The sequence below is a fragment of the Aliagarivorans taiwanensis DSM 22990 genome (assembly GCF_000429505.1).
GTDB classification, from domain to species: domain Bacteria; phylum Pseudomonadota; class Gammaproteobacteria; order Enterobacterales; family Celerinatantimonadaceae; genus Aliagarivorans; species Aliagarivorans taiwanensis.
On record NZ_AUBZ01000017.1, the window covers coordinates 86,501 to 110,933 of the forward strand.

Sequence of the window (24,433 nt, forward strand, 5' to 3'; positions counted from 1 at the left end):
GTTTGTATGGAGCGCGTGACTGCTGCTCTTAGGTAGTACTCTCGTTAAGCAAACTTCACCTTGTTTCGACCATGCTCCTTGGCTTGATAGAGCGCGGTATCAGCGCGTGAGCTGAGCGTTTCGAAGGTATCACCGGGCTCAATCATACTCACCCCAAGGCTAGCGGTACGCTTGCCAACATGGGCAAATTCATGCTGCTCGATGGCATTGCGAATACGCTCGGCCAGGCTGATGGCGCGATCTTTACTGGTATTCGGGCAGATCACCATAAACTCTTCGCCACCCCAGCGTCCCAATATGTCGGTCTCGCGCACGGTGTGCAGGAACAGGGCTGCAGATTCTTGCAGCACACTGTCGCCCACATGGTGGCCGAAGTTGTCGTTCACCTGCTTGAAGAAGTCGAGATCAATCATCACCAAGGCGAAGGGCTGCTGATAGCGTTGGTAGCGCTCGAACTCTTTTTCCAGTTCGATATCTAGCTTGGCGCGGTTATAGACATCTGTGAGTTTGTCGGTAATCGACATTCGCTCCAGCTGGATGTTTTTTTCGTGAAGCTCCTCAGTGCGCTCGGCGACGCGTTGCTCCAGGTTTGCGTTTAGCTGAGCCAGTTGATCGCGGGCTTCGGTGAGCTGACCAAAGGATTGGGCCAGTGCCGATTGCATACCGTTGAAGGCATGCGACAGTGCGCCCAGCTCATCGCGTGAGGTGATATTGATCTTGGATGAGAAATCGCCCTTCGATACCTGCTTAACGTGATTCACCAACTGCCTGATGGGCTTAGTAAAGTGGCTGGAGATCGCCACAATCAGCAGCAAACCGACCAAAAATGAGCCCAAGCCGTTGACCAGCATCTGTCGCTGCATCTGCGCGATGGATTGCTCTTGGTTCTTGTAATTAAATAGAAAGTGCACGAAGTATTCTTTGCCGCCGTACTCGCCTTCCATGGGGTAAAGGATGTCGATTACCTCATGGCCGCGGTAGAGGCTGCTTTGGGTTGAGGGCTCGCCGGATTGCATGCGAGCGATGAGTGCCTCGCCTGCGGTTTCCAAATCGCCCACCAACGCTTGGCGCTGGGCAAAGGAGTGCGGAGTCACCACCAGCTGGTTGTGCTCGTTGATAACATAGATGGCTTCGATATCGCGGTTCTTTTGTAAGATGCCGTCCATCAGCGCGAATAGCTCTTGCTGCTGGGGATCGTCGTCTTCGCCATAGTATTCAACGATTTCTTCCGCGTTGTACTCGGCGAATAGTAGGGCATTGAAAAGAATGTCTTCAGCGATCTCTTGTTGGCGGGCGTTAACCAGCGTCAAGCCGTTGATCAACTGGGTGACAACAACCAATAAGGTCATCGCCAGATAAAACTTAGTCTTGACCGATGAGAAGGTCAGTAGGTCTCGCATTCATTCGTCCCTGAATTATGTGATTTGCAGCATTTGGCCTTGTTAGTGCCCATTGCGGCCACGCACTTTGCCTGTTTCGTGAGCGATAATCAACCCTGAGGGACTCAGGGTTGAGGGCTGCGGGTAGTGATATCAACCAACATTGTCAGTTACAAAGTGATTTAGTTTTGCTAGTGAGTTGATGATATGTAACGACTTTCCAGCTGATAGCTGCTCCAGTCGCGCGCTGAAATCGGCATTCCAAAATTTAGGACAAAGCCTGAGTGTTTTATAGCTCTCGATGGAGCCTTTGACTATCGAACTCCCCTCGGGCCAGCCTTCGGGCGTGACAAACAGCCCTTTAGCAAAGCGTTTGGTGACCAGCCAATAGCTGAGTGGGTAGGGCAGGTCGATGTAGATAAGTGTATCGGCATGCTCAAGACGTTGATAAAACGAGTCGATGGGGCCAAAGCCGTCGATGATCCAGCGTTCGCTGTTTAATATCTGCATGTGCGCGGCGTCGTAGTCAGGCCTTGCGACTCTCTCGCCATTGGGCTTAAACACGATGGCGTCGAGCGGGTGCAAGGGGATGCCACTGGCACTTGCCAGTGCTTTACTCAATGTCGATTTACCGCTGCCCGGTTTACCAAATACGGCGACTTTTTTCATACTACCTCCCTGAGATTTACACGTTACCCCGAGGCAGAAACAACAAACCCACCTCTAGGGTGGGTTTGTATTAAGCGTACATAAGCTCCCACCATTCCTAAGGAATGATGATAATTCGTGCTTGCTGTGGCTTAAGGTGTCTGTTCATAAGGGCATAGTGTTACATCGGCCCGCGGCTGTCAACACGTGCTAAGACGCTTGGCGCAGGCCTTGTTGTGGGCGCGCAGCTTCTTGATTGCCCACTCGTAGTGGCTCGATAGTGCCGACACACAGTAACTGCCCAGGGTAGTGCTGCCGGTCCAATCAAAGTATTGCTTGGTGAACAAGGCTTGATCGCTGAAGGTCTCGATATGCTCAAGTGCCTTGGCATGGCTTACTGTCACCAGCTCGATGGCGACATCAAGCGACGTGGCTTGGTGCTGCTGCCAAAAAACAAGATTCATCTCGCCATAGGTCTTCCAGTTGTAGGGCGGCGGGAGAAAAGGGGCGCGCTCTCCGGCTTGATTGCGCTCTATCCAGTTAATCAGCAATTGGTGCCACTCGTACAGATGAGTGAGCACATCGCGCAGGTTGCGATCGCGCTGCCAGTGGGCTTCTTTCTTAGATGGCTGGTCGGAGAAATCGAAAGGGGTACTAAGTACCTGCGGCTCCATGCCATCAATGGTTTGCCATAGCTTATCGAAGCTGGTCTGGGCTGCCTCGAGCAGCGCTGTTTTATTGGTCGGTCTGGCCATGCTCGCGTCCTTGAGCTTACTTGATTCATCCTTGGTAACCTCAAGTTAGCGCGGGGAGCTTAGGTCTGTGTTGATCTCTGATAGCAATTAAAGTGATTGAGTATCTGACTCACCTCATCGATACGCCGCGCCAGGCTGCCCTTGCAGGCGCGCTCGTTTGTGGTAAGCAATCGCTTCCACCCACCGATAAGCCCGTTTGACGGAGTGAAGCTTTACGGCGGGGCGGATGAGTACACCTATGACAACTTCGGTAATCCGAACATCCCCGCGTACTACGCGGTGTTCAGCTACGATCAGGTGCCAATGTACTCCACCCCGGCATTGATTCACTTCAGCACCGAGGAGACACTGGTAATCGAAGGGGTCGACCAGGAAGAGGTTGAGCTGCAAGATGGCGACAAGCCGCAGAGCGCGGGGGATGACTCGATGCGTTAGGTGGATTTGGGTTTGCCTAGAAGGAATAAAAAACAGCGGCTAAATGCCGCTGTTTTTGATGGTTTAGCTAATAAACCACTGTTACTTCGAGTAGTACTTACTCTCCAGCAATTGCTGAGGAATCGAGCTCTGTGGAACATATTTCCCGGAAGCCATTGCGCGTTGCGCGTTGCTGGTTTGATAGGGCCACGTGTTACCCCATTCAGCTTCCCACTCCGCTAGTGCTTGCTCGCCAATTGTGGCAAATACTTGCTCCCACGTCCATGGGTCTTCAACCTCGATTTCATATCCGTCTTCGCGGAAGCCCTCGAGTAAGTCTTCCAGTAGCTGGTCGCGATCAGCACCTTGCTCCTCGGCGTAAGTCATCATGTATACGCCACAAGCTGCTACGCCATTGTCCCAATAGTCTTGGAAGCTGGTGAACATAGCGGGAGTAATGTCGCCTTCCTCGCACATTGCTCCAGTAATCGGGCCTTGTCCGTCTGGATCGACCGGCAACTCCGGTAAGTCTGGTGCGGAAACAAACTGATTGATTTCGTTGACCTGCGCAACGCCGTCGGTGACGACAATGTCGAACACATGCCACAGATCAGTGCTGGTGCCAGAGCTGGCATTTGGCACAAACACGCGTGATACGTTTTCAAGTTCTAAGTTAACCCGAGCTTGGGTATCGATGCTGCCACTGCCCGCAAACAGATGAACATAGTAGCCATAAGTCCCATCAACGGGGAAGCTGGGCAGCGTGATTATCTCTGGACCAAATCCATTCACATAATCAAAATTTAAGTAGAAAACGACACCATTGACGAGCACGGTCTCATTCGCATAGTAAAGCTCTTCATAGACCCCTTCTGATGTAGGGATAAACAAGTGCGCATCGAGGTCACTAGGATTTTGTCCCCAGTTCAATGTGACTGTGCCGGTGGCGCTGCCGACTAAAACGCACTGAACTAAGTCAGTGTCGATGCTGTCTGAGATTACGCCGAGTGTCCCGCTCAATGTGGACGTCGAAGCGCGAATTAACAGCTCACTGTCTTTGCGTACTGGAATGGAGAAGAAACCATTTTCGTCTGTAACTGCTGAGGACCAACCACTATAGCTAACACCCTCTGCTGTGATGTAAGCCCCTGCTATACCTTGCTCGGTCTCATCGATCACGCAGCCGTTCATGACGACAGTGTCCATCTCAATATCGGCATTCCAGGTCGTGAAATGCGCGACATCACCAACGTAAAAGCCGTTGTCTAGAGTCGCTTCGCCCTCTTCAACCCAAAGGCCTGTTTGCGGGTCAAAATAGTAAAGAGGGATGGTTGCTGGCGGATTATTGCCCGCGGCGGGTATACGGATCTGCGCTGTTTCGCCCTCGGCAATGTTAAGCGGGTTGCCTTGCTCGTCATAGAACTCAACGGTGATCGCGCCGAATGATTCAATCGGTACCGTTTCGCCATTGGATGATTCGGTCACCATTTCACCGGGCATCAGCTCGATGTTTAGGCGAGGGTCGATAACGGTAAGGTCGACCTTCGCATTCCCTTCAACAGGGTTGCCTTGGGCGTCGACCAATACGCTGGCGGGCAGTGCAACTAGCGTTTGTCCTTGAACTTGCAAGTCGCTGGCACTGTTAGGGTCAAAGCTGACGGTTTCATGGGCTCGCTGAACTCTTAGCTGGATAGATTGCTCTAACTGCTGAAGAGAAAGGGTCTGAGCGGTCTCACCGTAACCTTGCGCGGTGGCGGACAGGGTTACTCTGCCGTCCAAGGCCGCTGAATCATAATTAATTGAAAAGTCGCCAGCGTTATTGGTCTGGCCTTGGGCGACCAATGAACCGCTGGCATACAAACTGATTTGTGCGTTCGCTACCGGTTGATCGCTATAGAACGCTTGTACAGTCCCTTTTAATGAAGGGCCATTGTCTTCATCACCGCCTGATGAGCTGCCCCCACATGCAAACAAGAGTACACACAGCAAAGAGGCAAAAATGCCCTTTAACACTCCTTTGTTCATATTCAATCCTTTAATGTATAAGTAGAGTAATTAATGAAATATAATGTTGAAAAATAACTTGATTGTCATTTGTGAAGTGAGCGTGTACTAACAGTTGGCTGTTTTGCTGACGCTAGTTTGAAGATTTCATCTGTAAGAAGGGCTAATAGATGCTGCTACAATCAAGTAAGGGCGACTGTTGTACTGAAGAGATTAAAAGGCGCCACCAGGGTAGGCCTGATGGCGCGCTCAAAGAGAGTTTGAATGCTTAACGGCAGTTATCTGCTTCCACCGCTTCGTAGAGCTTCTCCATAAACTCTGGAATGGCGCTTTGTACGCGGTTCCAGCTTGGGATAAACGGTGTCTCCGCGGGTCGCTCTAAGAAAGTTTCGCCAGCGCTCATAATCGCTTTGGCGAACAGCTCTACGGCTTTCTCTTCGGCGTGGCGGTCCAGGCGCAGGCCGTTGATCAGCGCATCGGCTTGGTAGTTCTCGATAAAGTCCAAGGCCATGCGGTAGTAAGTGGCTTTTAGGGTGCGCAGCTTGCCGGGACTGAACTCGTGTCCTTGAGTAGCCAGCTTGCGGATCACCGCTTTGGTGATGTCGGTGGCCATCTTGGCTAAGCCGCCATCAAGGCCCTCATTGCCGAGATCTTGGTGCTTATGGTCGTAAACGTCGGCGATATCCACCTGACAGATGCGGCGAGTAGAGTGGTTGCGATATATCTCCGATAACACCCCAATCTCCAAGCCCCAGTCTGAGGGAATGCGCAGGTCGTTAAGTACATCCGATTGCATGGAGAACTCGCCTGCGAGGCTGTAGCGGAAGCTATCCAGGTAATCGAGGTAGTCGTCATAGCCTTCGATCTTCTTCAGTGCTTTGAGTAGCGGCGTCACCAGCAGGCGGGCGACCCGGCCATTTAGCTTGCCATCGGCATAGCGGGCGTAGAAGCCTTTACAGAATTCGTAGTTAAACAGTGGGTTGGCCACTGGGTAGAGCAAGCGCGCCAGCATATCGCGGCTGTAGGTGGTGATGTCGCAATCGTGCAGGGCAATCGCTTTGCCCTTGCCAGAGGCCAGTGCGTAGCCAAAGCAGTACCAGACGTTGCGGCCCTTGCCGGGCTCGCGTGGCGACAGGTTGTGCTCGTTTAGCTGACCGTCGAGGGCGCGCAGGCGCGGCCCGTCGTTCCAAAGGATACGCACGTGCTGAGGCAGATCGCTAAAATACTGCTTGGCGTGCTCAAACTGCTCGGCAGTGGCCTGATCCAAGCCAATGATAATCTCACTGAGATAGGGGACCTTGGCCAGCTCCTCGACTATCTTCGCCAGCGCAGGGCGCTCTAGCTCGGAGTAGAGGGAGGGCAGAACCAGACTCATCGGCCGGATTTTCGAGAAGCTGATTAGCTCCTGCTCCAGCTCTTCGGTAGAGCGGTCGGTCAGGTTGTGTAAGGTGGTGACTATGCCATTTTGGTAAAAATCAGCCATGATTCACTCCTTTTATGCTCGAATTTAAGATTTGTTCTATGGATTGGGACCAGCCGAATGGCCCGGGATGGGGGGCCAAGATGCTGTGCATGCGGTTAATCTCTAGTGGGGCGTCGTGCTTGCGCGGGATAACAATCGCCACATCGGCATGTTCCAGCATGCGGCGGTCGTTTTCGCTGTCGCCCAAGGCCAGAGAGCGGTAGTTGCGGGCAAAGCTGGTGCTGTACTTATCGACCAGCCAGGCCATTGCGTCGGCCTTATCGAATGCGGCTTTGACGTGATAGAAGCGGCCACCGCGGGTGAGCTCTAAGCCAAGCGCCTTGAGGGCTTGTTTAAACTTGCTGAGGTTTTCGTCGCTGTCGTTCCATAGCAGCGGCTCAGAGGCCAGACGTTGTTTAGCCAGTTTGGCGCGATAGCGGTCCAGCCCGGTGTGTAGTTGTAGCTCTTCATCGCTCATATCGCTAAAGCCTTGGAAGCGGAAGTGCTGCTGGTTTCTGATTTGGCAGAGGTGCTGGCAGATATCTGGGTAGCTGGGGCCGAACAAGGCTATCTTCCAGCGGCCTTTGCCGAATTTGGTTTCGGAGAGTTCGTCGCATTGCAGCGCGCTGTCTGCCGGGATACAGATTGCCGCGCCGTTCTCCACCGCAAAAGGGTGGTGAAGATTGAGGTTGTTTTGAAGCTCGATCACCTCGACCAAGGTCTTGCTGGTGACAAAGATGATCGGCACAGCGAGTTTTTGCAGGCGCGCGATGGTAGGCAGCGCGGCTTCCGCAGAATAGTTATCATGGTCTAACAAAGTGCCGTCAAGATCGGTAAACACGAGCAGTTGCTCGGGGGAGACATAGGAGAATTGATCGTCACTGTTCGCTTTCATGTACATCACTACCGTTAAGCTAAATGTTGCCAAGAGGGTTGCAGTGGCAGTGCCAACTCGTTGATTGATATCTAAACTGGCTTATTAAGTAACTGTTTTAATGACGTTTTTATATGAACGGAAGATAAACCCCAATTCTGTTACGGGAATGTTTACGAACCAAATTGGTGCAAACTTGACTACGCCAACAATGCGCGCACTAATTTGGTGAAAAAATAAATTCAATAAGTCCTTGAATCTTCGTAAAGTCTGTCATAAATCTGTCATTCAATCGCCGCATAATTGCCACAATTCTTTTTGATAGAGATGCAAAAATGCCAAGGAAAATTCTTGTCGTAGAAGATGAAGCACCAATCCGCGAGATGCTGTGTTTCGTGTTGGAGCAGAACGGATACGAGCCTGTGGAAGCCTCCGATTTCGAAGATGCAATCGCTCAGCTAAAGGAGCCTTATCCCGAACTGGTATTAGTTGATTGGATGCTGCCCGGTGGCAGTGGAATCAACATCATCAAACACATGCGTCGTCACGATCTGACCCGCCAAATCCCGGTCATCATGCTGACCGCGAAAGGTGAAGAAGAAGACAAGGTACAGGGCCTCGAAGCCAGTGCCGATGACTATATGACCAAGCCGTTTTCTCCAAAAGAATTGATGGCTCGCGTTAAGGCGGTCATTCGCCGTGTGTCTCCCACCTCGCTGGAAGAAACCATCGAGGTTCAGGCGCTGCGCCTCGACCCAGTATCTCATCGCGTAACCATTGAGAATGAACCCTTGGATATGGGCCCCACCGAGTTTAAACTGCTGCACTTCTTTATGACTCACCCAGAGCGGGTATATAGTCGCGAGCAGCTGTTGAACAACGTTTGGGGTACCAACGTGTACGTGGAAGACCGTACCGTTGATGTGCATATTCGTCGCTTACGTAAGGCGATCGGATATCAGGGCTATGATAAGCTTATTCAAACAGTTCGAGGCAGCGGCTACCGCTTCTCTACCAGAGTGAAATAAATATCAATGTTCGTGCCCTTTTCGTGGCGACGCATCCTATGGCGAGTATGTCTTCTGTACTCGCCATTGTTTATTGCGGGCGCGCTTACCGGCTATCTTCTTGAAAGCGTCTTGGCAGCTGCGCTGCTGCACATCTTTTGGCTGTATCGCCAACAGTACCGACTTCTGCATTGGCTATACAACCAACGCAAGCTCTCACCCCCGCATGGCACCGGCAGTTGGGAAGCGGTGTTCCATGGCATCTATAACCTGCTCAAACGCCGCTTAAACCGCGAACGCGAGCTGGCCCAGCTGATGAAGTACTTCCGCCTTGGCGCGGAGGCCTTGCCCGATTCGATTGTGGTGATTAGTCAAGACCGCACCATCTTGTGGTGTAACCAGCTGGCGAGAAAGATGCTGGGGCTGCAGTGGCCGGGCGATCAGGGGCAACATCTGACCAATCTTATTCGGGTGCCGGTGTTCGTTAACTACATCAACAAGGGCGAGTTTGAGACGCCGTTGGAGATTGAGAGTACCAAGGAGCCAGGCAAGCTGCTGGAGTTCCGGGTGATGCCCTACAGCGACAAGCAACTGCTGCTGGTGGTGCGCGATGTGACCCAGTTGCGCCGTCTTGAGAAGATGCGTAAGCAGTTTGTCTCCAACGTAAGCCACGAGCTACGCACACCGCTGACCGTGCTGCGCGGCTATCTGGAGATGCTTGACGAGAATGAAGTCGAGCCGATGCTATGGCCGCGCGCGCGCGCCACCATGCTCGACCAAAGCGCACGGATGGAGAATCTGGTTAATCAGCTGTTGACGCTGGCCAAGATTGAGGCCTCGCCGATTACCCGTAGCAAGGAGAGCATCAACGTACCGGTAATCCTCCAAGGTATGGAGTCTGAGGCTCAGAGTCTGGCCAAGGACAAACAGCTGGAGATCCGCTTCGATGTGGATGAGAGCATCCATGTGCTGGGCGATCAGGACCAACTACGCAGCGCCTGCGCCAACCTGATGGTCAATGCCATCAAGTACTGCACCGAGCCCGGGGTTATCGAGATCTCTTGGCAGCGCGACGAAAAAGGCGCGATGTTCTGTGTAACAGACAGTGGTCCGGGCATTGGGCCGAAACACTTGGCGCGCCTCACCGAGCGCTTCTATCGGGTCGATAAGGCACGTTCTCGCGAGACCGGCGGCGCGGGCCTAGGGCTGTCGATTGTTAAGCACGCGCTGGAGCATCACAACAGCGAGCTGAAGATCAAATCCAAGCTGGGTAAGGGCAGTAGCTTCTACTTCGTGATCCCCAATAAGCTGCTGGTCAACAACAAGGCTTAACAAAAGGTCTAACCCTTCTTTCTTCGAACGCTCTCCTATACTTGAGGTAATTCAAGCTTTTAGGAGAGCTTCGTGCGACCTGCTCAGCATTACCTGCCATCTTTAACTACACCCTTCATCGCCTTGTTGGCGCTGCTCTGCTGTTGGCCGCTGTGGCTGCGCGCCGAGCAGGAACTGGTTGAACTGCCCTCGGCTGACCCGGAGCTCTATCCCTTTTACGTGGACGATGATTTCACCGGCGATCTTGATGCGCTGCGTGAACGCAAGGTGATCCGCGCCTTGGTCACCTACGGTAAGTCCGACTTTTACATTGCGAACGGCGAGATGATGGGTATTCAGGTTGAGCTGTTGCGTCACTACGAGGCGTTTTTAAATCAGGGGATTCGCCGTGATGTGGACAAGGTCAAGGTGAAGCTGCTGCCAGTCAATTTCGATCAGCTATTGCCCTATCTGCAGCAAGGCAAGGGCGATATTGCGGCGGCCTTTCTTACCGCCACCCCCGAGCGCAGCAAACAGGTCAGCTTCGCTCTGGGCAACGCCCAAGGGGTGAGCGAGATACTGGTGAGCAATACCAGCCAGCCCGAGGTGACGAGTTGGGGGGAGCTATCGGGTAAGGAGATCCACGTGCTTAAGGGCAGCTCTTACGTGGAGCACCTTAAGGCGCTCAACCTAACGCTACAGATAGAAGGCAAGAAACCTATAAAGATAGTGGAGGCCGACGAGCACCTGCTCTCGGAAGACTTGCTGGAGTTGGTTAACGCCGGTGTTATCCCACGCACCTTGATTGATGATTATAAGGCGCAGCTGTGGCAAAAGGTGTATCCACAGCTGCGATTAGATAGTCACCTGCAGGTGAGTCGCGAGCAGAAACTCGGTTGGGCGGTGCGCAAAGACAACCCGCAGTTATTGGATAGCGTGCAAAGCTATGTGGCCAGCAAGGCCAAGCAGGGCAGTCTACTCGGCAACATGTTGCTTAATCGCTACTTTGATCAAACTGCATGGATTGCCGATCTGGATGAGGCCCAAGCGCGTGACCGGATCCATCGCTATTTACCTTATTTTGAGAAATACGCTGAAGAGTACAGCTTCAACTCCTTGGCGCTGATTGCGCAGGCCTTCCAAGAGAGCAAACTGGACAACAGCAAGGTCAGTCATCGGGGCGCGAAAGGGATTATGCAGCTGCTGCCAGCCACCGCCAAGCAGATGGGGATAAATGATCTCAATGACCCGGAGCAGAACATCTTGGCCGGGGTGCGCTATCTCGACTGGCTGCGCGAGCACTACCTGCCCATGGAGGGGGTAGACCCCAGCGATCAGATGGCGATGCTGTGGGCAGGCTACAATGCCGGGCCGAGTAAGTTAAAACAGATGCGAAAGTTAGCCGCCGAGATGGGGCTGGATGCGAATCGCTGGTTTGGCAATGTGGAGATTGCTGCTGGTAGGATTATTGGTTCAGAAACAGTGCGTTACGTGTCCAATGTATACAAGTACTACGTAGCCTACAGCCTGGCCCTGGAAACAATAGGCGACAGTTAGTTGACCTCAGATCAGGGTTTTTTCATCGTGTCACAATTCTGAAATATAAACGAAATATGATTGTCATGACGTTGGCTGATACTTGTTCGCGTTTTTACTAAAACGCGTCATTCATGGAGAACAAAATGACACTGAAGAAACTTGTAAGCGCGGTTGCTATTTCTGCATCGCTTGTAACTACTTCTGTTCTGGCCGCAGGATTGGATGCCAACCTGCCAGAATACACTAAGACTACTGGCGTATCAGGTAACCTATCTTCTGTAGGTTCAGACACTCTGGCTAACATGATGACCCTGTGGGCCGAAGAGTTTAAACGCGAATATCCAAACGTAAACGTTCAAATTCAAGCTGCAGGTTCTTCTACTGCTCCACCAGCTCTGACTGAAGGCACTTCTCAGTTCGGCCCAATGAGCCGTCAGATGAAGAGCAAAGAGATCGAAGCCTTTGAAAAACGCTATGGCTACAAGCCTACCCCAGTTCGCGTTGCTATCGATGCACTGGCGGTATTCGTTCACAAAGACAACCCAATCGAAGGCCTGAGCCTAGCACAGGTTGACGCTATCTTCTCTTCTACTCTGAAGTGTGGCGAAAACGGTTCTGCTGAGCGTTGGTCTGACGTAGGCCTGTCTGGTGAGTGGGCTGACCGCGACATTCAGCTGTTCGGTCGTAACTCTGTATCAGGCACCTACGGCTACTTCAAGAAGAAAGCCCTGTGTAAAGGTGACTTCAAGAACACTGTGAACGAGCAGCCTGGTTCTGCGTCTGTAGTACAGTCTGTTTCTTCTTCTCTGAACGCTATCGGCTACTCAGGTATTGGTTACAAGACCTCAGGTGTTAAAGCGGTTGCACTGGCGAAGAAAGGCGATGATTACATCGAAGCAAGCCTGGACAACGCTGCTGCCGGTAAATACCCGCTGTCTCGCTTCTTGTACGTATACGTGAACAAGCACCCGAACAAGCCACTGTCTCCAATGGAGCGTGAGTTCCTGAAAATGATTCTGTCTAAGACTGGTCAGGAAATCGTGGCAAAAGATGGTTACGTACCACTTCCATCTTCAGTGGTTAAAGCTGACCTGGAAAAACTGGGCATCGAGCTTTAATCTAGCCAAACAGCTTGTAAAACCCGCCTTATGGCGGGTTTTTTCGTTTCTGGGGTAGTGCGCGGCAAGCGTGAAGTCTTCACTTTGCACTTGCTCTAGCGCCGTTTTTTTGGTCAATGCCGAAAATGGCGAGATTATGCGGTGTATATACTCGATGCATAGCCCTGTTTAGCAGCTAATTGTGCTACATGCTCTGGCTATGCCCCGCTGAAAATATTTTCAAGGAACATTTTCTGCTTTTTTCGACATTTACCGCAAACTAAACTTGAAATGTGATATGAATCACATAAAATTCTCATTGTGACTTGGATCACATTTATTGATGGCTCGCCATCGTATTCAACAACACTTTGAGGACAACACTATGTTTGATTACTTCGGTTCTATGTACGCAGCTTACTTCTTGAGCAAAGCAGACGTTTACGAATATGACGCTAAGAAATCAAAAGACCTTCACCGCTAAGCCCGGAGAAGGATTATGCAACAAACTATAACTAGTACACGGCCGACGACTTTCGCTTGTGGTGGTAGTGTATATCGACTCCCCAAGCCGAAGGAGCAAGGCAATGAGAAATCGTGATGCTGGCGCCTGCTTACAACAGGCGCTTTTTTCTTTCTAGCCTCCGATACAACTACCTTTGTTCAATCCTTACACCGCACACCCATTTAACCCCCCAGTCTTTCTGATAGAGATCAATCATCTGCCAATAGCGGGCAGATAGAACTGCAATACTTTGAGCGAACGCTAGTATAATTAGCGGATTCAGAATGAGGTCACCACCTCCAACCAATCGTTCGAAGGGAAGGCTATGTCTACTATCCAACCTGAAGTGCTTGCAGATGTTCCACTGCATGCGGGTTTCTATTCTTTCAAACTCAAACAAACCGCTGATGCACGCGCGTTGTGCGCGCAGGTCAACGCCCTGTATCAGGTAGGCAATAGCTTAATTGGCTTTGGCCAGGGCTTGCTGGATGCGCTTGAGCGGCAGATCCCCGGTTACCACGGCGCAACCGACGTGGATGGCCCTGAGCGCATCAGCCCAGCGCAGCAGTGTGATTTTTGGCTACGCCTTAGCGGTGAGGACCCGGGCCAAGTGGCGCTGTTAGAGCGTAGCTGGCTGGAGGCACTAAGCCCTTACCTTGATTTACTTGAGCGTACCTCAGGCTTTAAGCATCGCGAAGGACGCGATCTGACCGGTTATGTCGATGGCACCGAAAATCCAGAGGACCGCGCAGTCGAAGTGGTATCGATGGAAGGTGAGCAGGGCATTGCGGGCAGCACCATGCTGGCAGTACAGCTGTGGACTCACCAGCTGGATAAGTTCCATTCCCACTCCCAGGGGGACAAGGACAACATCATCGGCCGCCGTGAAAGCGACAACGAAGAGCTAGATGATGCGCCCATCTCGGCTCACGTTAAACGTACCTCGCCGAGCCAGTATCAGCCAAAAGCCTATATGCTGCGTCGCAGCCTGCCTTGGGCCGATGCCGGGCGCTGTGGCTTGTACTTTGTGTGCTTTGCTTCAAGCCTGTACCCGTTCGAGGCGCAGCTTAAGCGCATGCTCGGTTGCGATGATGGGGTGGAAGATGCGCTGTTTAAGTTCACCCACCCACAGCAGACCGCCTACTACTGGTGCCCACCAGTTAAAGATGACAAGCTCGACCTGAGCGCGGTCAGCTAAGACTCGACTTTGTAGATCACAAAGCCCCGCGCCTGATAGTTTTTCAAGGCGTGGGGATGGTCCAGATCGCAGGTGTGTAGCCACACTCGCAGGGCCTGCCACTCCCATGCACATTGCGCGCATAGCTCCAGAAACTTACCACCTAATCCTTGGCCGATGAACTTGGGCTGCAGGCCGAAGTAGTGTACCTCTACGCTGTCATCGTCGTGTCTGAGTAGCTCGAAGTAGCCGATTTCCTCACCATTGAGCATGCCAACAAAGGTGCGCAGGTTAGGCGCTTCGGCGTATTCTTGCCATTGCTGCTCGCTCCAGCTGAGTTTGTCCAACCACTGCCACGCCTCGCCGACTTGTTGATAAAGGCGGCGACTGTGGTGGGTTTGCTGCTGGGTGATTTCGCGGAGCTGAATATGCGAGTCGCGCTGCTGCGAGGGCGCGCTAAGTTGTTGAAGATAATAGATAGACATAGTTGAAAAAAGTACTGCAACGGTTTGCGTTGCAGTACTTTCGCTTAGTCTTGAGCTTTAGTCAAAGGTTTCGCTTCCAGAGACTTGAGGTAGTCGTGGGTCCAAACCTGAGAGCGGATCTTACGGCGATTGCCGCGTTTAACGTACTTGTTGGATTGCTCGGCATCGATGATGCGCGCCTTGGTGGTATCGGAGAACTGCAGGTTCAGCAGGTCGATAATCACCTGTTTCAGGTCCTCATCGTAGATCGGTGTGCCCACTTCTACCCGCTCCTCGATGTTACGGGTCATCAGATCGAAAGAGGCGATAAACACCTGATTCTCACCGCCATGATAGAAGTGAAAAACCCGCGGATGCTCCAAGAAGCGATCCACCACCGAGATCACCTGGATATTGTCGCTGATACCGGGAAGCCCGGGCACCAGTGAGCACATACCGCGGATTATCATCTTGATCTTCACCCCGGCCTTGCTGGCCGCATACAGACGGTTCACGATGCCGCGATCCACCAAATTGTTGACCTTGATGGTGATGGCCGCCTTGTTGCCGGCATTGGCTTGGTTGATCTCGTAGTCAATCAGGCTGAACATGCGGCGGCGGGTTTCGTTAGGCGACACAATCAAGTGCTGGAACTTAAAGCGGCGGTAGGGCTGGTCGATGAAGCGGAACACGTTCTCCACCTCTTGGCCGATCTCCTGATTTTTAGTGAACAGAGCGAAGTCGGTGTAGATCTTCGAGGTCTTCTCGTGGAAGTTACCGGTGCCCACATGGCTGTAGTAGACCGTCTCTCCGTCTTCTTTACGGGTGATCAACAGCAGCTTGGAGTGGACCTTCAAGGACGGTACGCCAAAGATAACCTTAACGCCGGCCTCTTGGAGGATCTGCGCCCAGGCAATGTTGGCATCTTCGTCAAAGCGCGCACGTAGCTCCACCACCACCGTGACACGCTTACCATTGTTGGCAGCATCAATCAGGGAGTTCATCAAGTGGGAATTTTTTGCAACCCGGTAGATGTTGATCTTGATGGATGAGACTTTCGGGTCAAACGAGGCCTGACGGATAAACTCTGTCAGGTAGCGGAACTTGTGGTACGGATAGTAAAGTAAAATGTCTTTATTGGTGATGGCCTCAAACACTGTCTGGAAGCTCTCAAAATAACGGCTATTCAAGGCCGGGATTTTCGGGTTCTCCAGATATTTGCGGCCGACATTCGGGAAGCCAATAAAGTCTTTGAAGTTGTGGTAGCGACCGCCACCGACTACGTGATCGAGCTTACTCATCTTGAGCATCTTACTGAGCTTGCGGACCATGCTATCGGGCATTTCCCGGTCATGAACAAAGCGCACTGGTTCTGCGGTAAGGCGTTGCTTCAAACCTTCAGACATCTTCTCCAGCAGGCCTTGGTCAACCTCGTCGGTGAGGTCATACTCTGCATCGCGGGTCATCTTGATGGAGTAGGCCGACACCGAATCAAACTCATAAAAGCCGGTCAGCAAGTCCTCGAGGCAGAAGCGAATGATGTTGTCGAGGATGATCATCGTCTTCTTGGTTTTGCTGCCATCGCTGGGTAGCTGAACAAAGCGGGGCAGGGCATCGGTTGGGATCTCAATCAGCAGATGCTGCTCTTTACTGCCCTTGAGCACCTCAACGGCTAGGTAGGTGTACTCGTCTTTTAAAAACTTAACCAGCTCGGTTTTCTTGTTCAGAACAATCGGGGTGATATGGCGCAGTACCTTGTCTTTAAAGTACTTTTTCAGCCACTTTTGCTGGTTGTCGCTCAGCTGGTCTTCGTTAATCAAGAAGATATTGCGGCGTGCTAACGCCAGCATGATGTCTTGATAGGTGGCGTCGAAGGCCTTGCCCAACTCCGCCAGTTTACTTTGGATCTGCTCAAGCAGTAGATTCGAGCCATCGTCGCGCTCGTGCATCTCGTTGAGCAGGATACGGCGTTTCACCGCGGCGACGCGGACCTTGTAAAACTCATCTTGGTTGTTGGAGAAGATACCCAGGAATCGCACCCGCTCGATAATTGGCACGTTGGTGTCTTGCGCTTCTTGCAGTACACGTTCATTGAAAGCGAGCCAGCTGAGCTCCTTTTCAATGTACAGAGGGTCACTCATGATGTCTCCTTTAGTTGGTAAAAGCGGGCTGAGATGAGGTTACATCTACCATCAAATCATCAGCCAGTGCTTCGAGGCGCTCGGTGAGTTGGTCGATACCGCTCTCATCGAGTTCGGGCAGAGTGAGAGTGGCTTGAAACAGTTGGCCGCCCCAATTGGGGGCTGGCGCCACGCCCGATTGGATCTTGTTGATGCTAATACCCATCGACAGCAATGCTTGAGTCACTTCCTGAACAATACCGGCGCGGTCGTTGGCGGTAATATTAAGGATGCACGGCTTACCTTCATCAGCGATGATCTCTTCGCTGGCTTCGACCACTTGCACATACAGATCGGCCAGTTGGCTTAGCTGCTCGCTTAGAGCGTCAACCTTTGCGGCTGGAACGGCAACTTCAACCATGCCTGCGAACTGTCCTGACAGGCGTTGCAGGCTACTTGCCAGCCAGTTACCTTGGTGCTGACTGACCAAGCTGGCAACCTGTTCCACGATGCCACAGCGATCCTTGCCGATTACGGTTAACACGAGATGTTTCATGATGACTCCTTTGTCTTTAGCGTGGTCTTGAGCTTGCATCGCAGAGCTTCTGTCCTTGACGTTATTAACTAACAACATATTATGCCAGAATAAGACCTGTAACGTCAGTCAGGACTGGCCTTACATTCTGTTTTTAAGGCACTCTACTAAATGGTTAATTTTACAGTAACAAATATGACTTATTTGTGAAAAGCGCCAGAGATTATGCTTGATTCGAGTGGGTTTTTTGCTCGCTTAGATTGATGGGTGACTTAATAGCCTAAAGTTGCGGCGAAACCAGCCATCTGAAACATTACTGTCATAAAACTGCCATATACTTGCGGCGATACAATTTGGATTTCGAGGGACCTATGACGCAATCAGTGTCATTTAAAAGTAGCGGCCAGCGATTACTTATGGACAAGTTAGCCCGCTACGGCGTTAGTGCCGGTGGCGTACTTGTGCTTATCGCGCTTCTGCTTATCTTTTTCTACTTGCTGTGGGTGGTTGCACCGGTGTTTTACGGTGCCAGCGTCAAACATAAGCAATCTATACCGTTAGTCGACAATCACGCGACCGTGATGATCGGGGTCGAAGAGCAAAACGAAATCGCTTACCGCTTTAACATGGGCGGTGAACTGCGTTTCTTCGACCTCACCGAAGAGCAACGTTTCTTCCCCGCGCACCAACTGCCGATCCGGGTGACCGCTGCTGACCGCACCGTGCCAAGCCGCGGAATGGTGGCCTATGCCGATAGCTTTGGCCGGGTCTATGTAATGGCGCCCAAATTTAAGGTGACCTACCCCAACGACCAGCGTTTGATTACTCCCACGGTGGAGTATCCGTTTGGTGAAGAAGGGGTAATGGTCGACCCCGAAGGCAAAGGCATTCGCCAACTGGCTTTTGAAGCCGGAGAGGGCGAGATGGCGGTGGCGGTAATTACTACCGACGGCCGCGCGCTGCTGACCCGCCTCGAAGGTGAGGTGAACATGTTCACCGATGAGGTTGAGTGGAGCTCAGACAACGCGGTGATCCCAGGCTTACCTGCCTTTGTCGACCAGATGCTGATTACTCCTGATCTGCGCCGTCTGTTTGTGCGCAGCGGTAACCGCTTGTCGACCTACGATATCTCGTCGATTGGCCGTATCCGCCTAATGTCGGTGGATTCTATCAACTACCAAGACGCCAACGTCACCGATGTGGCGCTGCTCACCGGTGCCAGCTCGCTGATTGTGGCCAACGACAACGGCAAGATCACCCAGTGGTTTGAAGTGGCCAAAGACGGCAAGCGTCAGTTCACCCAAATTCGTGAGTTTGATGCCGAGTCGAGCGTCAACGAGATTGCGGTGGAGTACTTCCGTAAGGGCTTTGCTGTTGCCACCGCCGATGGCTACATGGAGCTATTCCATACCACCGGTGGCAGCCGACTGCTTAAAGAAACAGTCGATGAAGGAAACACCTACACCTTGGCGTTTTCGCCGCGCGCCAATGGCCTGATTGCCCAAACCGGTAACTCACTGGAATTCTACAAGGTAAGCAACGAGCACCCCGAGGTGACGTGGAGCGCGCTATGGCAAAAGGTTTGGTATGAAGGCTACCCAGAGCCGCAGTTTGTTTGGCAATCCACCTCGGCCAGCGATGAATTCGAGCCAAAACTTAGCCTGGTACCCATATCCTTCGGTACCGTAAAAGCGGCCTTCTACGCGATGTTGTTTGCCGTACCGATTGCCTTGGCGGGCGCTGTTTACACTGCGTACTTTATGTCAGCGCCCCTGCGTAAGATTGTGAAGCCGACGGTAGAGATTATGGAAGCCCTGCCAACGGTTATCTTGGGCTTCTTGGCTGGCCTGTGGCTGGCACCGCTGATTGAGGACAACCTGCCTGGCGTTATCGCCACCATGATATTGCTGCCTACCGGATTTATTGCCGCGGCCTATGGCTGGAGCAAGATGCCGAAAGCGATCCGTCAAAGCGTGCCAGAAGGTTGGGACGTGATGCTGCTGATCCCGGTGGTACTGTTCCTCGGTTGGTTCTCGTTTGCTATCAGCCCCACATTGGAGCTATGGATGTTTGGCGGCGATGCCCGTCTGTACATCACCAACGAGCTGGGCATTAGCTTTGACCAACGCAACTCCTTGGTGGTGGGTTTGGCGATGGGCTTTGCGGTGATTCCGACCATCTACTCGATTGCCGAAGATGCGGTGTTCTCAGTGCCTAAGCACCTGAGTAATGGCTCGCTGGCGTTGGGCGCAACCCCATGGCAAACCCTGACTAAAGTGGTATTGCTGACAGCCAGCCCGGGTATCTTCTCGGCGGTCATGATGGGACTTGGCCGCGCGGTGGGTGAAACCATGATCGTATTGATGGCCACCGGTAATACCCCAGTAATGGATTGGAGCATCTTCCAGGGTATGCGCACGCTTTCGGCCAACATTGCGGTAGAGATGCCTGAATCTGAAGTGGGTAGTTCGCACTACCGGGTGTTGTTCTTGGCGGCATTTGTGCTGTTTGTCTTCACCTTTGTGTTCAATACGGTGGCTGAGTTCGTTCGTCAGCGACTACGCGATAAATACAGCTCACTGTAAAGAGGTCGGAATAAACAATGAACAAATGGTTTAAATCAGGCGCGCCGTGGATCTGGATGACCGCGGGCGCAGTGAGCATGAGTTTGGTGGCGGTAATCGGCCTGCTGTTGTTGATCGCCTCTCGCGGCTTGGTCTATTTCTGGCCCAGCCCAGTCTACGAGCTGACCGTTGAGCAGTTTGGCGAGCGAGGAACAATTATCGGTGAGCGCTATGATCGCGAGCTGGTTCCCACCGAGCGTTTAACCGCACAAGGTATCGATATCCCAGAAGAGCAGGGCGATTTTGTAGAGCGTTTCCTGTTCAAGACCGGTAACCGAGAGTTTGTGCCACTGGATTTCCGTTGGATCTTGGAAACCGACATCGTTGAAAGCACACAACCCAAAGACATTGTGGTGGTAGAACGCCTGACCAACGGTAACTTCTACGGCTATGTAGAGGCCTTGGTGCGAGATGGCGAAACCATCCCGCTGGCTGATGATCCTGAGCACGGTATCTTGTATGAGCTGTTGGCACGTTCGCGCGGGTTGTATGACCAATCAGAGCGACTGCTCAAGCGCGATATCGGTGGTGTGAACTACCAGCTAGAGCGTCTGCGTTTGCGTGAGCGCAAGTGGGAGATGAACGATAACCTGACTGAGGTGCGTGTTGCAGAGCTGGAAGAGCGCCGTGAACAGTTGCATGCCGACTACTTAGTGTTGGAAGAAGAACTGTTCGACCTGCGTCGCCAGGCCGGCCGCGACCAACTGATCATCCGCGATATGCGCGGCGAGTCAGTGACCATTGGCTTCGACAAGATTGTTGATGTGTTCTTCCCCAACCAGATGCATTTGGGGCAGAAGATCGCGCACTGGTTCCACCAACTCGGTAAGTTCATCGTGGATGACCCACGAGAAGCCAACACCGAGGGTGGAGTGTTCCCGGCGATCTTCGGTACCGTATTTATGGTGATGCTGATGGCGGTCATCGTGACTCCTCTGGGTGTGGTTGCGGCTATCTACCTGCACGAATATGCCGGTAACAATGCAGCGACCCGGATGATCCGTATTGCGGTGATCAACCTCGCCGGTGTCCCCTCGATTGTTTACGGTGTGTTCGGCTTGGGCTTCTTTGTGTACATGCTCGGTGGCAGCATCGATGCGCTGTTCTACCCCGAGAGCCTGCCATCGCCAACCTTTGGCTCGCCCGGCGTGTTGTGGTCGGCATTGACACTGGCGATTCTGACCCTACCGGTGGTGATTGTTTCTACCGAAGAGGGCTTGTCACGTATCCCAAGCGCGGTGCGTCAGGGCTCGTTGGCACTGGGTGCCACTAAGTTTGAAACCCTGTGGCGAATCGTTATCCCGATGGCCAGCCCGGCGATTATGACCGGCCTGATCCTGGCTGTGGCACGCGCCGCTGGTGAGGTAGCGCCGCTGATGCTGGTAGGTGTCGTGAAACTGGCACCGACTTTGCCACTGGATGGAAACTTCCCGTATTTCCACCTGGAGCGTAAGTTTATGCACTTGGGCTTCCATATTTACGACGTTGGTTTCCAAAGCCCCAACGTTGAAGCAGCGCGACCACTGGTGTACGCCACTGCATTTTTATTGGTCACAGTGATTATCGGTTTGAACCTGGCGGCGATTTCGATTCGAAACCGTCTGCGTGAAAAGTTCAAAACCCTGGATCAATAAGTTAGCCAAATTTAAGGAAAAAACATGATTACTCTGAACACTGATAACAATCGTGAGACTGTGCTGGATTTGGCCAACTTAAGTGCCGAGCAAACCGCGCTGGAAGTGAAAAACCTCGACCTGTACTACGGCAGCAAGCAAGCGCTGTTTGATGTATCGATGAAGGTACCAAAAGGGCAGGTAACCGCATTTATTGGCCCGTCGGGTTGTGGTAAGTCGACCTTGCTGCGTTGTATCAACCGGATGAATGACCTGGTGGATATCTGCCGCATTGAAGGCGAGATCCAGCTGCACGGTCAAAACATCTATGACAAGAGCGTGGATGTAGCGGCGCTACGTCGCAACGTGGGCATGGTGTTTCAGCGCCCTAATCCCTTCCCGAAATCAATCTACGAGAACGTGGTGTACGGCCTGCGTCTGCAAGGCATTAAGGACCGTCGCGTGCTTGACGAAGCGGTAGAACGCTCACTGCGTGGTGCTGCGCTGTGGGATGAGGTAAAAGATCGCCTTCATGAGAACGCCTTTGGCCTCTCAGGCGGTCAGCAGCAACGTTTGGTGATTGCCCGCGCCATCGCTATCGAACCAGAAGTGCTATTGCTCGATGAGCCCACGTCGGCGCTGGATCCGATCTCAACCCTTACTATTGAAGAGCTGATTAACGACCTAAAGAGCCGTTATACTGTAGTGATTGTTACCCACAATATGCAGCAGGCAGCGCGGGTGTCGGATCAAACAGCCTTTATGTACATGGGTAACCTGATTGAGTACGCCGACACCAATACCCTGTTTACGACGCCGTCGGAAAAGCAAACTGAAGACTATATTACTGGCCGCTACGGTTAAGCCTTAAGGAAGATTCATGGACAAGTTAAATATTTCCAAGCACATCTCTGGTCAATTCAATGCTGAGCTGGACCACGTGCGTAATCAAATTATGGCGATGGGCGGCTTGGTTGAAGAGCAGCTCAAAGATGCCATTCACTTGCTGAACAAGGCCGATCACGACCTTATAGAAAAGGTGATCGAGACTGACGGTAAGGTGAACGGCTTTGAGGTGCAAATTGACGAAGAGTGCACCCGCATCATCGCTAAGCGTCAACCTGCGGCGAGCGACCTGCGCGTGGTGATGGCGATTATCAAAACCATCGCCGACTTAGAGCGTATCGGTGATGCTGCCGAGAAGATTGCCCGTATGGTGCAGCGCCAGAACGATAAGCATAACAGCTCTCTGGCAAGCCTTGAGCACTTGGGGCTACGCGCAACCGCTATGTTGCGTGAGGTACTGGATGCCTTTGCCCGTATGGACGTAGATCTCGCATTTAAGGTGCACCGCGCCGACAAGAAAGTGGACAAAGAGTATGAGCGCTTTATTCGCGAGCAGATGACCTACATGATGGAAGACCCGCGCTCCATCCCGCAGATCCTCGACGCAATTTCTGTAGCGCGCGACTTGGAGCGTGTGGGTGACCGCTGTCAGAACATCGCAGAGTATGTGATCTACTTTGTTCGCGGTAAAGACGTGCGCCACCTCGGCCGCGACGAGATCAAAGAGCTGCTGTAAGGGCTGGGCACAGCCTTAAGTTGCTGCAAATGATAGGGAGGCTTCGGCCTCCTTTTTTAATTCACTATAAGAGGCGACTAATCGCTTCGAATTCTTCTATAGCTTTTCCCAGTTGTTGCTCCAATGCTACCCCTGCTGTTCGTTGTTTGCGATTTAACCCGATGAACTCCACCCACCTAGCGTGCTCATATTGCTGATAAAGGATGCCTCAAACCGGAAGCAAGCTGTGAGTTAAGTCACGCTAACTGTGCGTCTCGGTTCGGTGAATGCTCCACCTGCTGAGCGACAATTTCAAAAAGTGTGAAGTTGCGCAGGGGCAACCAACTCGGACCAGTTTTGCCGTTATTTAACAAGTCAGCCTCAGATTAATTCGACTGTAGATTTAATCTCGCCATTCCTGCCACATGCTCTTACTTAATGGAGTTCCTCAGCAAGAAAATATTACTCGCCAATTCAGAGGGTTAACTACGCCCGCAGAGCATTTACAAGCGTTCAGTCTGAGCTGATTACATTAACGTTAAGGTTAAGTCGATTTCCAGTCAGCGGAATTTTGTAGAAAAAATGAAAATAAATTACAGAAAATTAATTACGGAATGAGTTTGGAAGAAGCTGAGATCCTATCCATTACTTCGAATTTGTAGAGTAAATATACTATTTTATATTTTGCATATTTCGCTGTGACTGGTATAAAAAACAGCATCTTGAAGAAAAACATGAAACGAGCGTTTGAATTTTTCTTAAGATTTCCTGAGAAGGAAGAACAAAAATACAACAGCTAAGATAGCAATAAGGTTTCTGTACCCCTGCTTACACTTACAAAATAATTTCAAGGCAGGTGCTGACCAAAGCAAGAGCCGGTTCGCTGGCTACATGGCCCAAGGGGATGGTCTCTCCTCTGTACCCTGACCACCCCGTCCGGCCTTTCAAGCGCAGCCTTAAGGCGCGCTACTTACTCTATCAGGCTGCGGTTAACGCCGTAGGTGTAGTGGTCAAGTTAAATTGGCCACGGTTTTGTATTCAAGCCAGTACCTTCGCTCTGACTCATTGGGTGTCAGCCCGCCGTTATATTGATGCGGCCTGAGCTGACTGTAATACCCCGTTACGTATCGTGATATCTCACTCTGCGCCTCACCGATACTCCGATAGCCGGTCATCGGTATCCATTCTGTTTTTAAACTTCTGAAGAAGCGTTCCATCGGACTATTGTCCCAACAGTTACCGCGTCGACTCATGCTCTGTTTTATCCGGTAACGCCAGAGCTGTTGGCGAAAGCGGCGGCTAGTATAGTGGCTTCCTTGGTCACTATGGAACATCAGGTCTTTC

20 protein-coding genes are annotated in these 24,433 nt (G+C 52.1%); 10 read left to right on the top strand and 10 right to left on the bottom strand.

What is annotated here, in order from left to right; translation table 11 throughout:
* Positions 1–44: 44 nt before the first annotated feature.
* The 3 genes from G462_RS23915 to G462_RS0109485 form a co-directional block, all read right to left on the bottom strand.
* Positions 45–1,400: a sensor domain-containing diguanylate cyclase gene (locus G462_RS23915; protein ID WP_051326652.1), complete on the bottom strand. Its 1,356-nt coding sequence runs from the start codon at positions 1,398–1,400 to the stop codon at positions 45–47.
* A 132-nt stretch (positions 1,401–1,532) separates the two neighbouring features.
* Positions 1,533–2,048 (bottom strand): P-loop NTPase family protein, encoded by a 516-nt coding sequence (locus tag G462_RS0109480; RefSeq protein WP_026958785.1) that lies wholly within the window; start codon positions 2,046–2,048, stop codon positions 1,533–1,535.
* A gap of 179 nt (positions 2,049–2,227) precedes the next feature.
* On the bottom strand, positions 2,228–2,782 hold the full coding sequence (locus G462_RS0109485) for a ClbS/DfsB family four-helix bundle protein (protein WP_026958786.1): 555 nt from the start codon (positions 2,780–2,782) through the stop codon (positions 2,228–2,230).
* Between the two features lie 159 nt (positions 2,783–2,941).
* Here G462_RS0109485 and G462_RS24485 point away from each other — a divergent pair, with 159 nt between their 5' ends.
* A complete protein-coding gene (locus G462_RS24485; protein ID WP_211234206.1) occupies positions 2,942–3,217 on the top strand; it encodes a hypothetical protein in 276 nt (91 codons plus the stop codon).
* 81 nt (positions 3,218–3,298) lie between these two features.
* On the opposite strand, the gene G462_RS0109495 is transcribed toward G462_RS24485, so the two are convergent.
* From G462_RS0109495 to G462_RS0109505, 3 genes are all read right to left on the bottom strand, one after another.
* Positions 3,299–5,221 (bottom strand): carboxypeptidase regulatory-like domain-containing protein, encoded by a 1,923-nt coding sequence (locus G462_RS0109495; protein WP_026958788.1) that lies wholly within the window; start codon positions 5,219–5,221, stop codon positions 3,299–3,301.
* Positions 5,222–5,468: 247 nt separating this feature from the next.
* Positions 5,469–6,683: a glycosyltransferase family protein gene (locus G462_RS0109500; protein ID WP_026958789.1), complete on the bottom strand. Its 1,215-nt coding sequence runs from the start codon at positions 6,681–6,683 to the stop codon at positions 5,469–5,471.
* The gene (locus G462_RS0109505; protein WP_051326653.1) at positions 6,676–7,557 is read right to left on the bottom strand and encodes an HAD-IIB family hydrolase; all 882 of its coding nucleotides are present in this window, start codon (positions 7,555–7,557) and stop codon (positions 6,676–6,678) included. Before G462_RS0109505 ends, G462_RS0109500 begins: the two co-directional genes overlap by 8 nt.
* 314 nt (positions 7,558–7,871) lie before the next feature.
* Here G462_RS0109505 and phoB point away from each other — a divergent pair, with 314 nt between their 5' ends.
* The 5 genes from phoB (at position 7,872) to G462_RS0109535 (ending at position 14,193) form a co-directional block, all read left to right on the top strand.
* On the top strand, positions 7,872–8,564 hold the full coding sequence (gene phoB, locus G462_RS0109510; RefSeq protein ID WP_026958791.1) for a phosphate regulon transcriptional regulator PhoB: 693 nt from the start codon (positions 7,872–7,874) through the stop codon (positions 8,562–8,564).
* Between the two features lie 6 nt (positions 8,565–8,570).
* Positions 8,571–9,875, top strand: a complete 1,305-nt coding sequence (phoR, locus tag G462_RS0109515) for a phosphate regulon sensor histidine kinase PhoR (RefSeq protein ID WP_026958792.1) — start codon at positions 8,571–8,573, stop codon at positions 9,873–9,875.
* A gap of 72 nt (positions 9,876–9,947) precedes the next feature.
* Positions 9,948–11,411 (top strand): MltF family protein, encoded by a 1,464-nt coding sequence (locus G462_RS22340; protein ID WP_051326654.1) that lies wholly within the window; start codon positions 9,948–9,950, stop codon positions 11,409–11,411.
* A gap of 125 nt (positions 11,412–11,536) precedes the next feature.
* Positions 11,537–12,511: a PstS family phosphate ABC transporter substrate-binding protein gene (locus G462_RS0109525; RefSeq protein WP_026958793.1), complete on the top strand. Its 975-nt coding sequence runs from the start codon at positions 11,537–11,539 to the stop codon at positions 12,509–12,511.
* An 809-nt stretch (positions 12,512–13,320) separates the two neighbouring features.
* On the top strand, positions 13,321–14,193 hold the full coding sequence (locus G462_RS0109535) for a Dyp-type peroxidase (protein WP_026958794.1): 873 nt from the start codon (positions 13,321–13,323) through the stop codon (positions 14,191–14,193).
* On the opposite strand, the gene G462_RS0109540 is transcribed toward G462_RS0109535, so the two are convergent.
* From G462_RS0109540 to G462_RS0109550, 3 genes are read right to left on the bottom strand one after another with little or no spacing between them, the layout of a single operon-like run.
* Positions 14,190–14,657: a GNAT family N-acetyltransferase gene (locus G462_RS0109540; RefSeq protein WP_026958795.1), complete on the bottom strand. Its 468-nt coding sequence runs from the start codon at positions 14,655–14,657 to the stop codon at positions 14,190–14,192. The two genes, G462_RS0109535 and G462_RS0109540, sit on opposite strands and share 4 nt — an antisense overlap.
* A gap of 44 nt (positions 14,658–14,701) precedes the next feature.
* Positions 14,702–16,777 carry a polyphosphate kinase 1 gene (gene ppk1 / locus G462_RS0109545; RefSeq protein ID WP_157378594.1) on the bottom strand — a complete coding sequence of 692 codons (2,076 nt, stop codon included), beginning with the start codon at positions 16,775–16,777 and terminating at the stop codon, positions 14,702–14,704.
* Positions 16,778–16,787: 10 nt separating this feature from the next.
* Complete coding sequence (locus tag G462_RS0109550; protein WP_026958797.1) at positions 16,788–17,312, bottom strand: glycine cleavage system transcriptional repressor; 525 nt, start codon at positions 17,310–17,312, stop codon at positions 16,788–16,790.
* A 395-nt stretch (positions 17,313–17,707) separates the two neighbouring features.
* Between G462_RS0109550 and G462_RS0109555 the strand changes: the two genes are divergently transcribed.
* Genes G462_RS0109555 through phoU form a run of 4 tightly spaced genes read left to right on the top strand, consistent with a single transcriptional unit; the run spans position 17,708 to position 23,110 of the window.
* Complete coding sequence (locus tag G462_RS0109555; protein WP_425393728.1) at positions 17,708–19,876, top strand: ABC transporter permease subunit; 2,169 nt, start codon at positions 17,708–17,710, stop codon at positions 19,874–19,876.
* Positions 19,877–19,893: 17 nt separating this feature from the next.
* Complete coding sequence (gene pstA / locus G462_RS0109560) at positions 19,894–21,549, top strand: phosphate ABC transporter permease PstA (RefSeq protein ID WP_026958799.1); 1,656 nt, start codon at positions 19,894–19,896, stop codon at positions 21,547–21,549.
* A 24-nt stretch (positions 21,550–21,573) separates the two neighbouring features.
* Positions 21,574–22,392, top strand: a complete 819-nt coding sequence (gene pstB / locus G462_RS0109565; protein ID WP_026958800.1) for a phosphate ABC transporter ATP-binding protein PstB — start codon at positions 21,574–21,576, stop codon at positions 22,390–22,392.
* A 16-nt stretch (positions 22,393–22,408) separates the two neighbouring features.
* A complete protein-coding gene (gene phoU, locus G462_RS0109570; protein ID WP_026958801.1) occupies positions 22,409–23,110 on the top strand; it encodes a phosphate signaling complex protein PhoU in 702 nt (233 codons plus the stop codon).
* Between the two features lie 989 nt (positions 23,111–24,099).
* Here the strand turns inward: phoU and G462_RS24235 are convergent.
* Positions 24,100–24,433: integrase core domain-containing protein (locus G462_RS24235; RefSeq protein ID WP_157378595.1), on the bottom strand; the 334-nt coding region annotated here is incomplete at its 5' end.

What these genes read in the sequence shown, in the direction of transcription:
- G462_RS0109525 (WP_026958793.1), top strand. Translation starts at nt 11,537, where the DNA reads ATGACACTGAAGAAACTTGTAAGCGCGGTTGCTATTTCTGCATCGCTT.
- G462_RS0109505 (WP_051326653.1), bottom strand. Translation starts at nt 7,557, where the DNA reads ATGAAAGCGAACAGTGACGATCAATTCTCCTATGTCTCCCCCGAGCAA.
- G462_RS23915 (WP_051326652.1), bottom strand. Translation starts at nt 1,400, where the DNA reads ATGCGAGACCTACTGACCTTCTCATCGGTCAAGACTAAGTTTTATCTG.
- G462_RS0109540 (WP_026958795.1), bottom strand. Translation starts at nt 14,657, where the DNA reads ATGTCTATCTATTATCTTCAACAACTTAGCGCGCCCTCGCAGCAGCGC.
- phoU (WP_026958801.1), top strand. Translation starts at nt 22,409, where the DNA reads ATGGACAAGTTAAATATTTCCAAGCACATCTCTGGTCAATTCAATGCT.
- ppk1 (WP_157378594.1), bottom strand. Translation starts at nt 16,777, where the DNA reads ATGAGTGACCCTCTGTACATTGAAAAGGAGCTCAGCTGGCTCGCTTTC.
- pstA (WP_026958799.1), top strand. Translation starts at nt 19,894, where the DNA reads ATGAACAAATGGTTTAAATCAGGCGCGCCGTGGATCTGGATGACCGCG.
- G462_RS0109550 (WP_026958797.1), bottom strand. Translation starts at nt 17,312, where the DNA reads ATGAAACATCTCGTGTTAACCGTAATCGGCAAGGATCGCTGTGGCATC.
- G462_RS0109535 (WP_026958794.1), top strand. Translation starts at nt 13,321, where the DNA reads ATGTCTACTATCCAACCTGAAGTGCTTGCAGATGTTCCACTGCATGCG.
- G462_RS0109495 (WP_026958788.1), bottom strand. Translation starts at nt 5,221, where the DNA reads ATGAACAAAGGAGTGTTAAAGGGCATTTTTGCCTCTTTGCTGTGTGTA.
- phoB (WP_026958791.1), top strand. Translation starts at nt 7,872, where the DNA reads ATGCCAAGGAAAATTCTTGTCGTAGAAGATGAAGCACCAATCCGCGAG.
- pstB (WP_026958800.1), top strand. Translation starts at nt 21,574, where the DNA reads ATGATTACTCTGAACACTGATAACAATCGTGAGACTGTGCTGGATTTG.
- G462_RS0109500 (WP_026958789.1), bottom strand. Translation starts at nt 6,683, where the DNA reads ATGGCTGATTTTTACCAAAATGGCATAGTCACCACCTTACACAACCTG.
- G462_RS0109555 (WP_425393728.1), top strand. Translation starts at nt 17,708, where the DNA reads ATGGACAAGTTAGCCCGCTACGGCGTTAGTGCCGGTGGCGTACTTGTG.
- phoR (WP_026958792.1), top strand. Translation starts at nt 8,571, where the DNA reads ATGTTCGTGCCCTTTTCGTGGCGACGCATCCTATGGCGAGTATGTCTT.
- G462_RS0109480 (WP_026958785.1), bottom strand. Translation starts at nt 2,048, where the DNA reads ATGAAAAAAGTCGCCGTATTTGGTAAACCGGGCAGCGGTAAATCGACA.
- G462_RS0109485 (WP_026958786.1), bottom strand. Translation starts at nt 2,782, where the DNA reads ATGGCCAGACCGACCAATAAAACAGCGCTGCTCGAGGCAGCCCAGACC.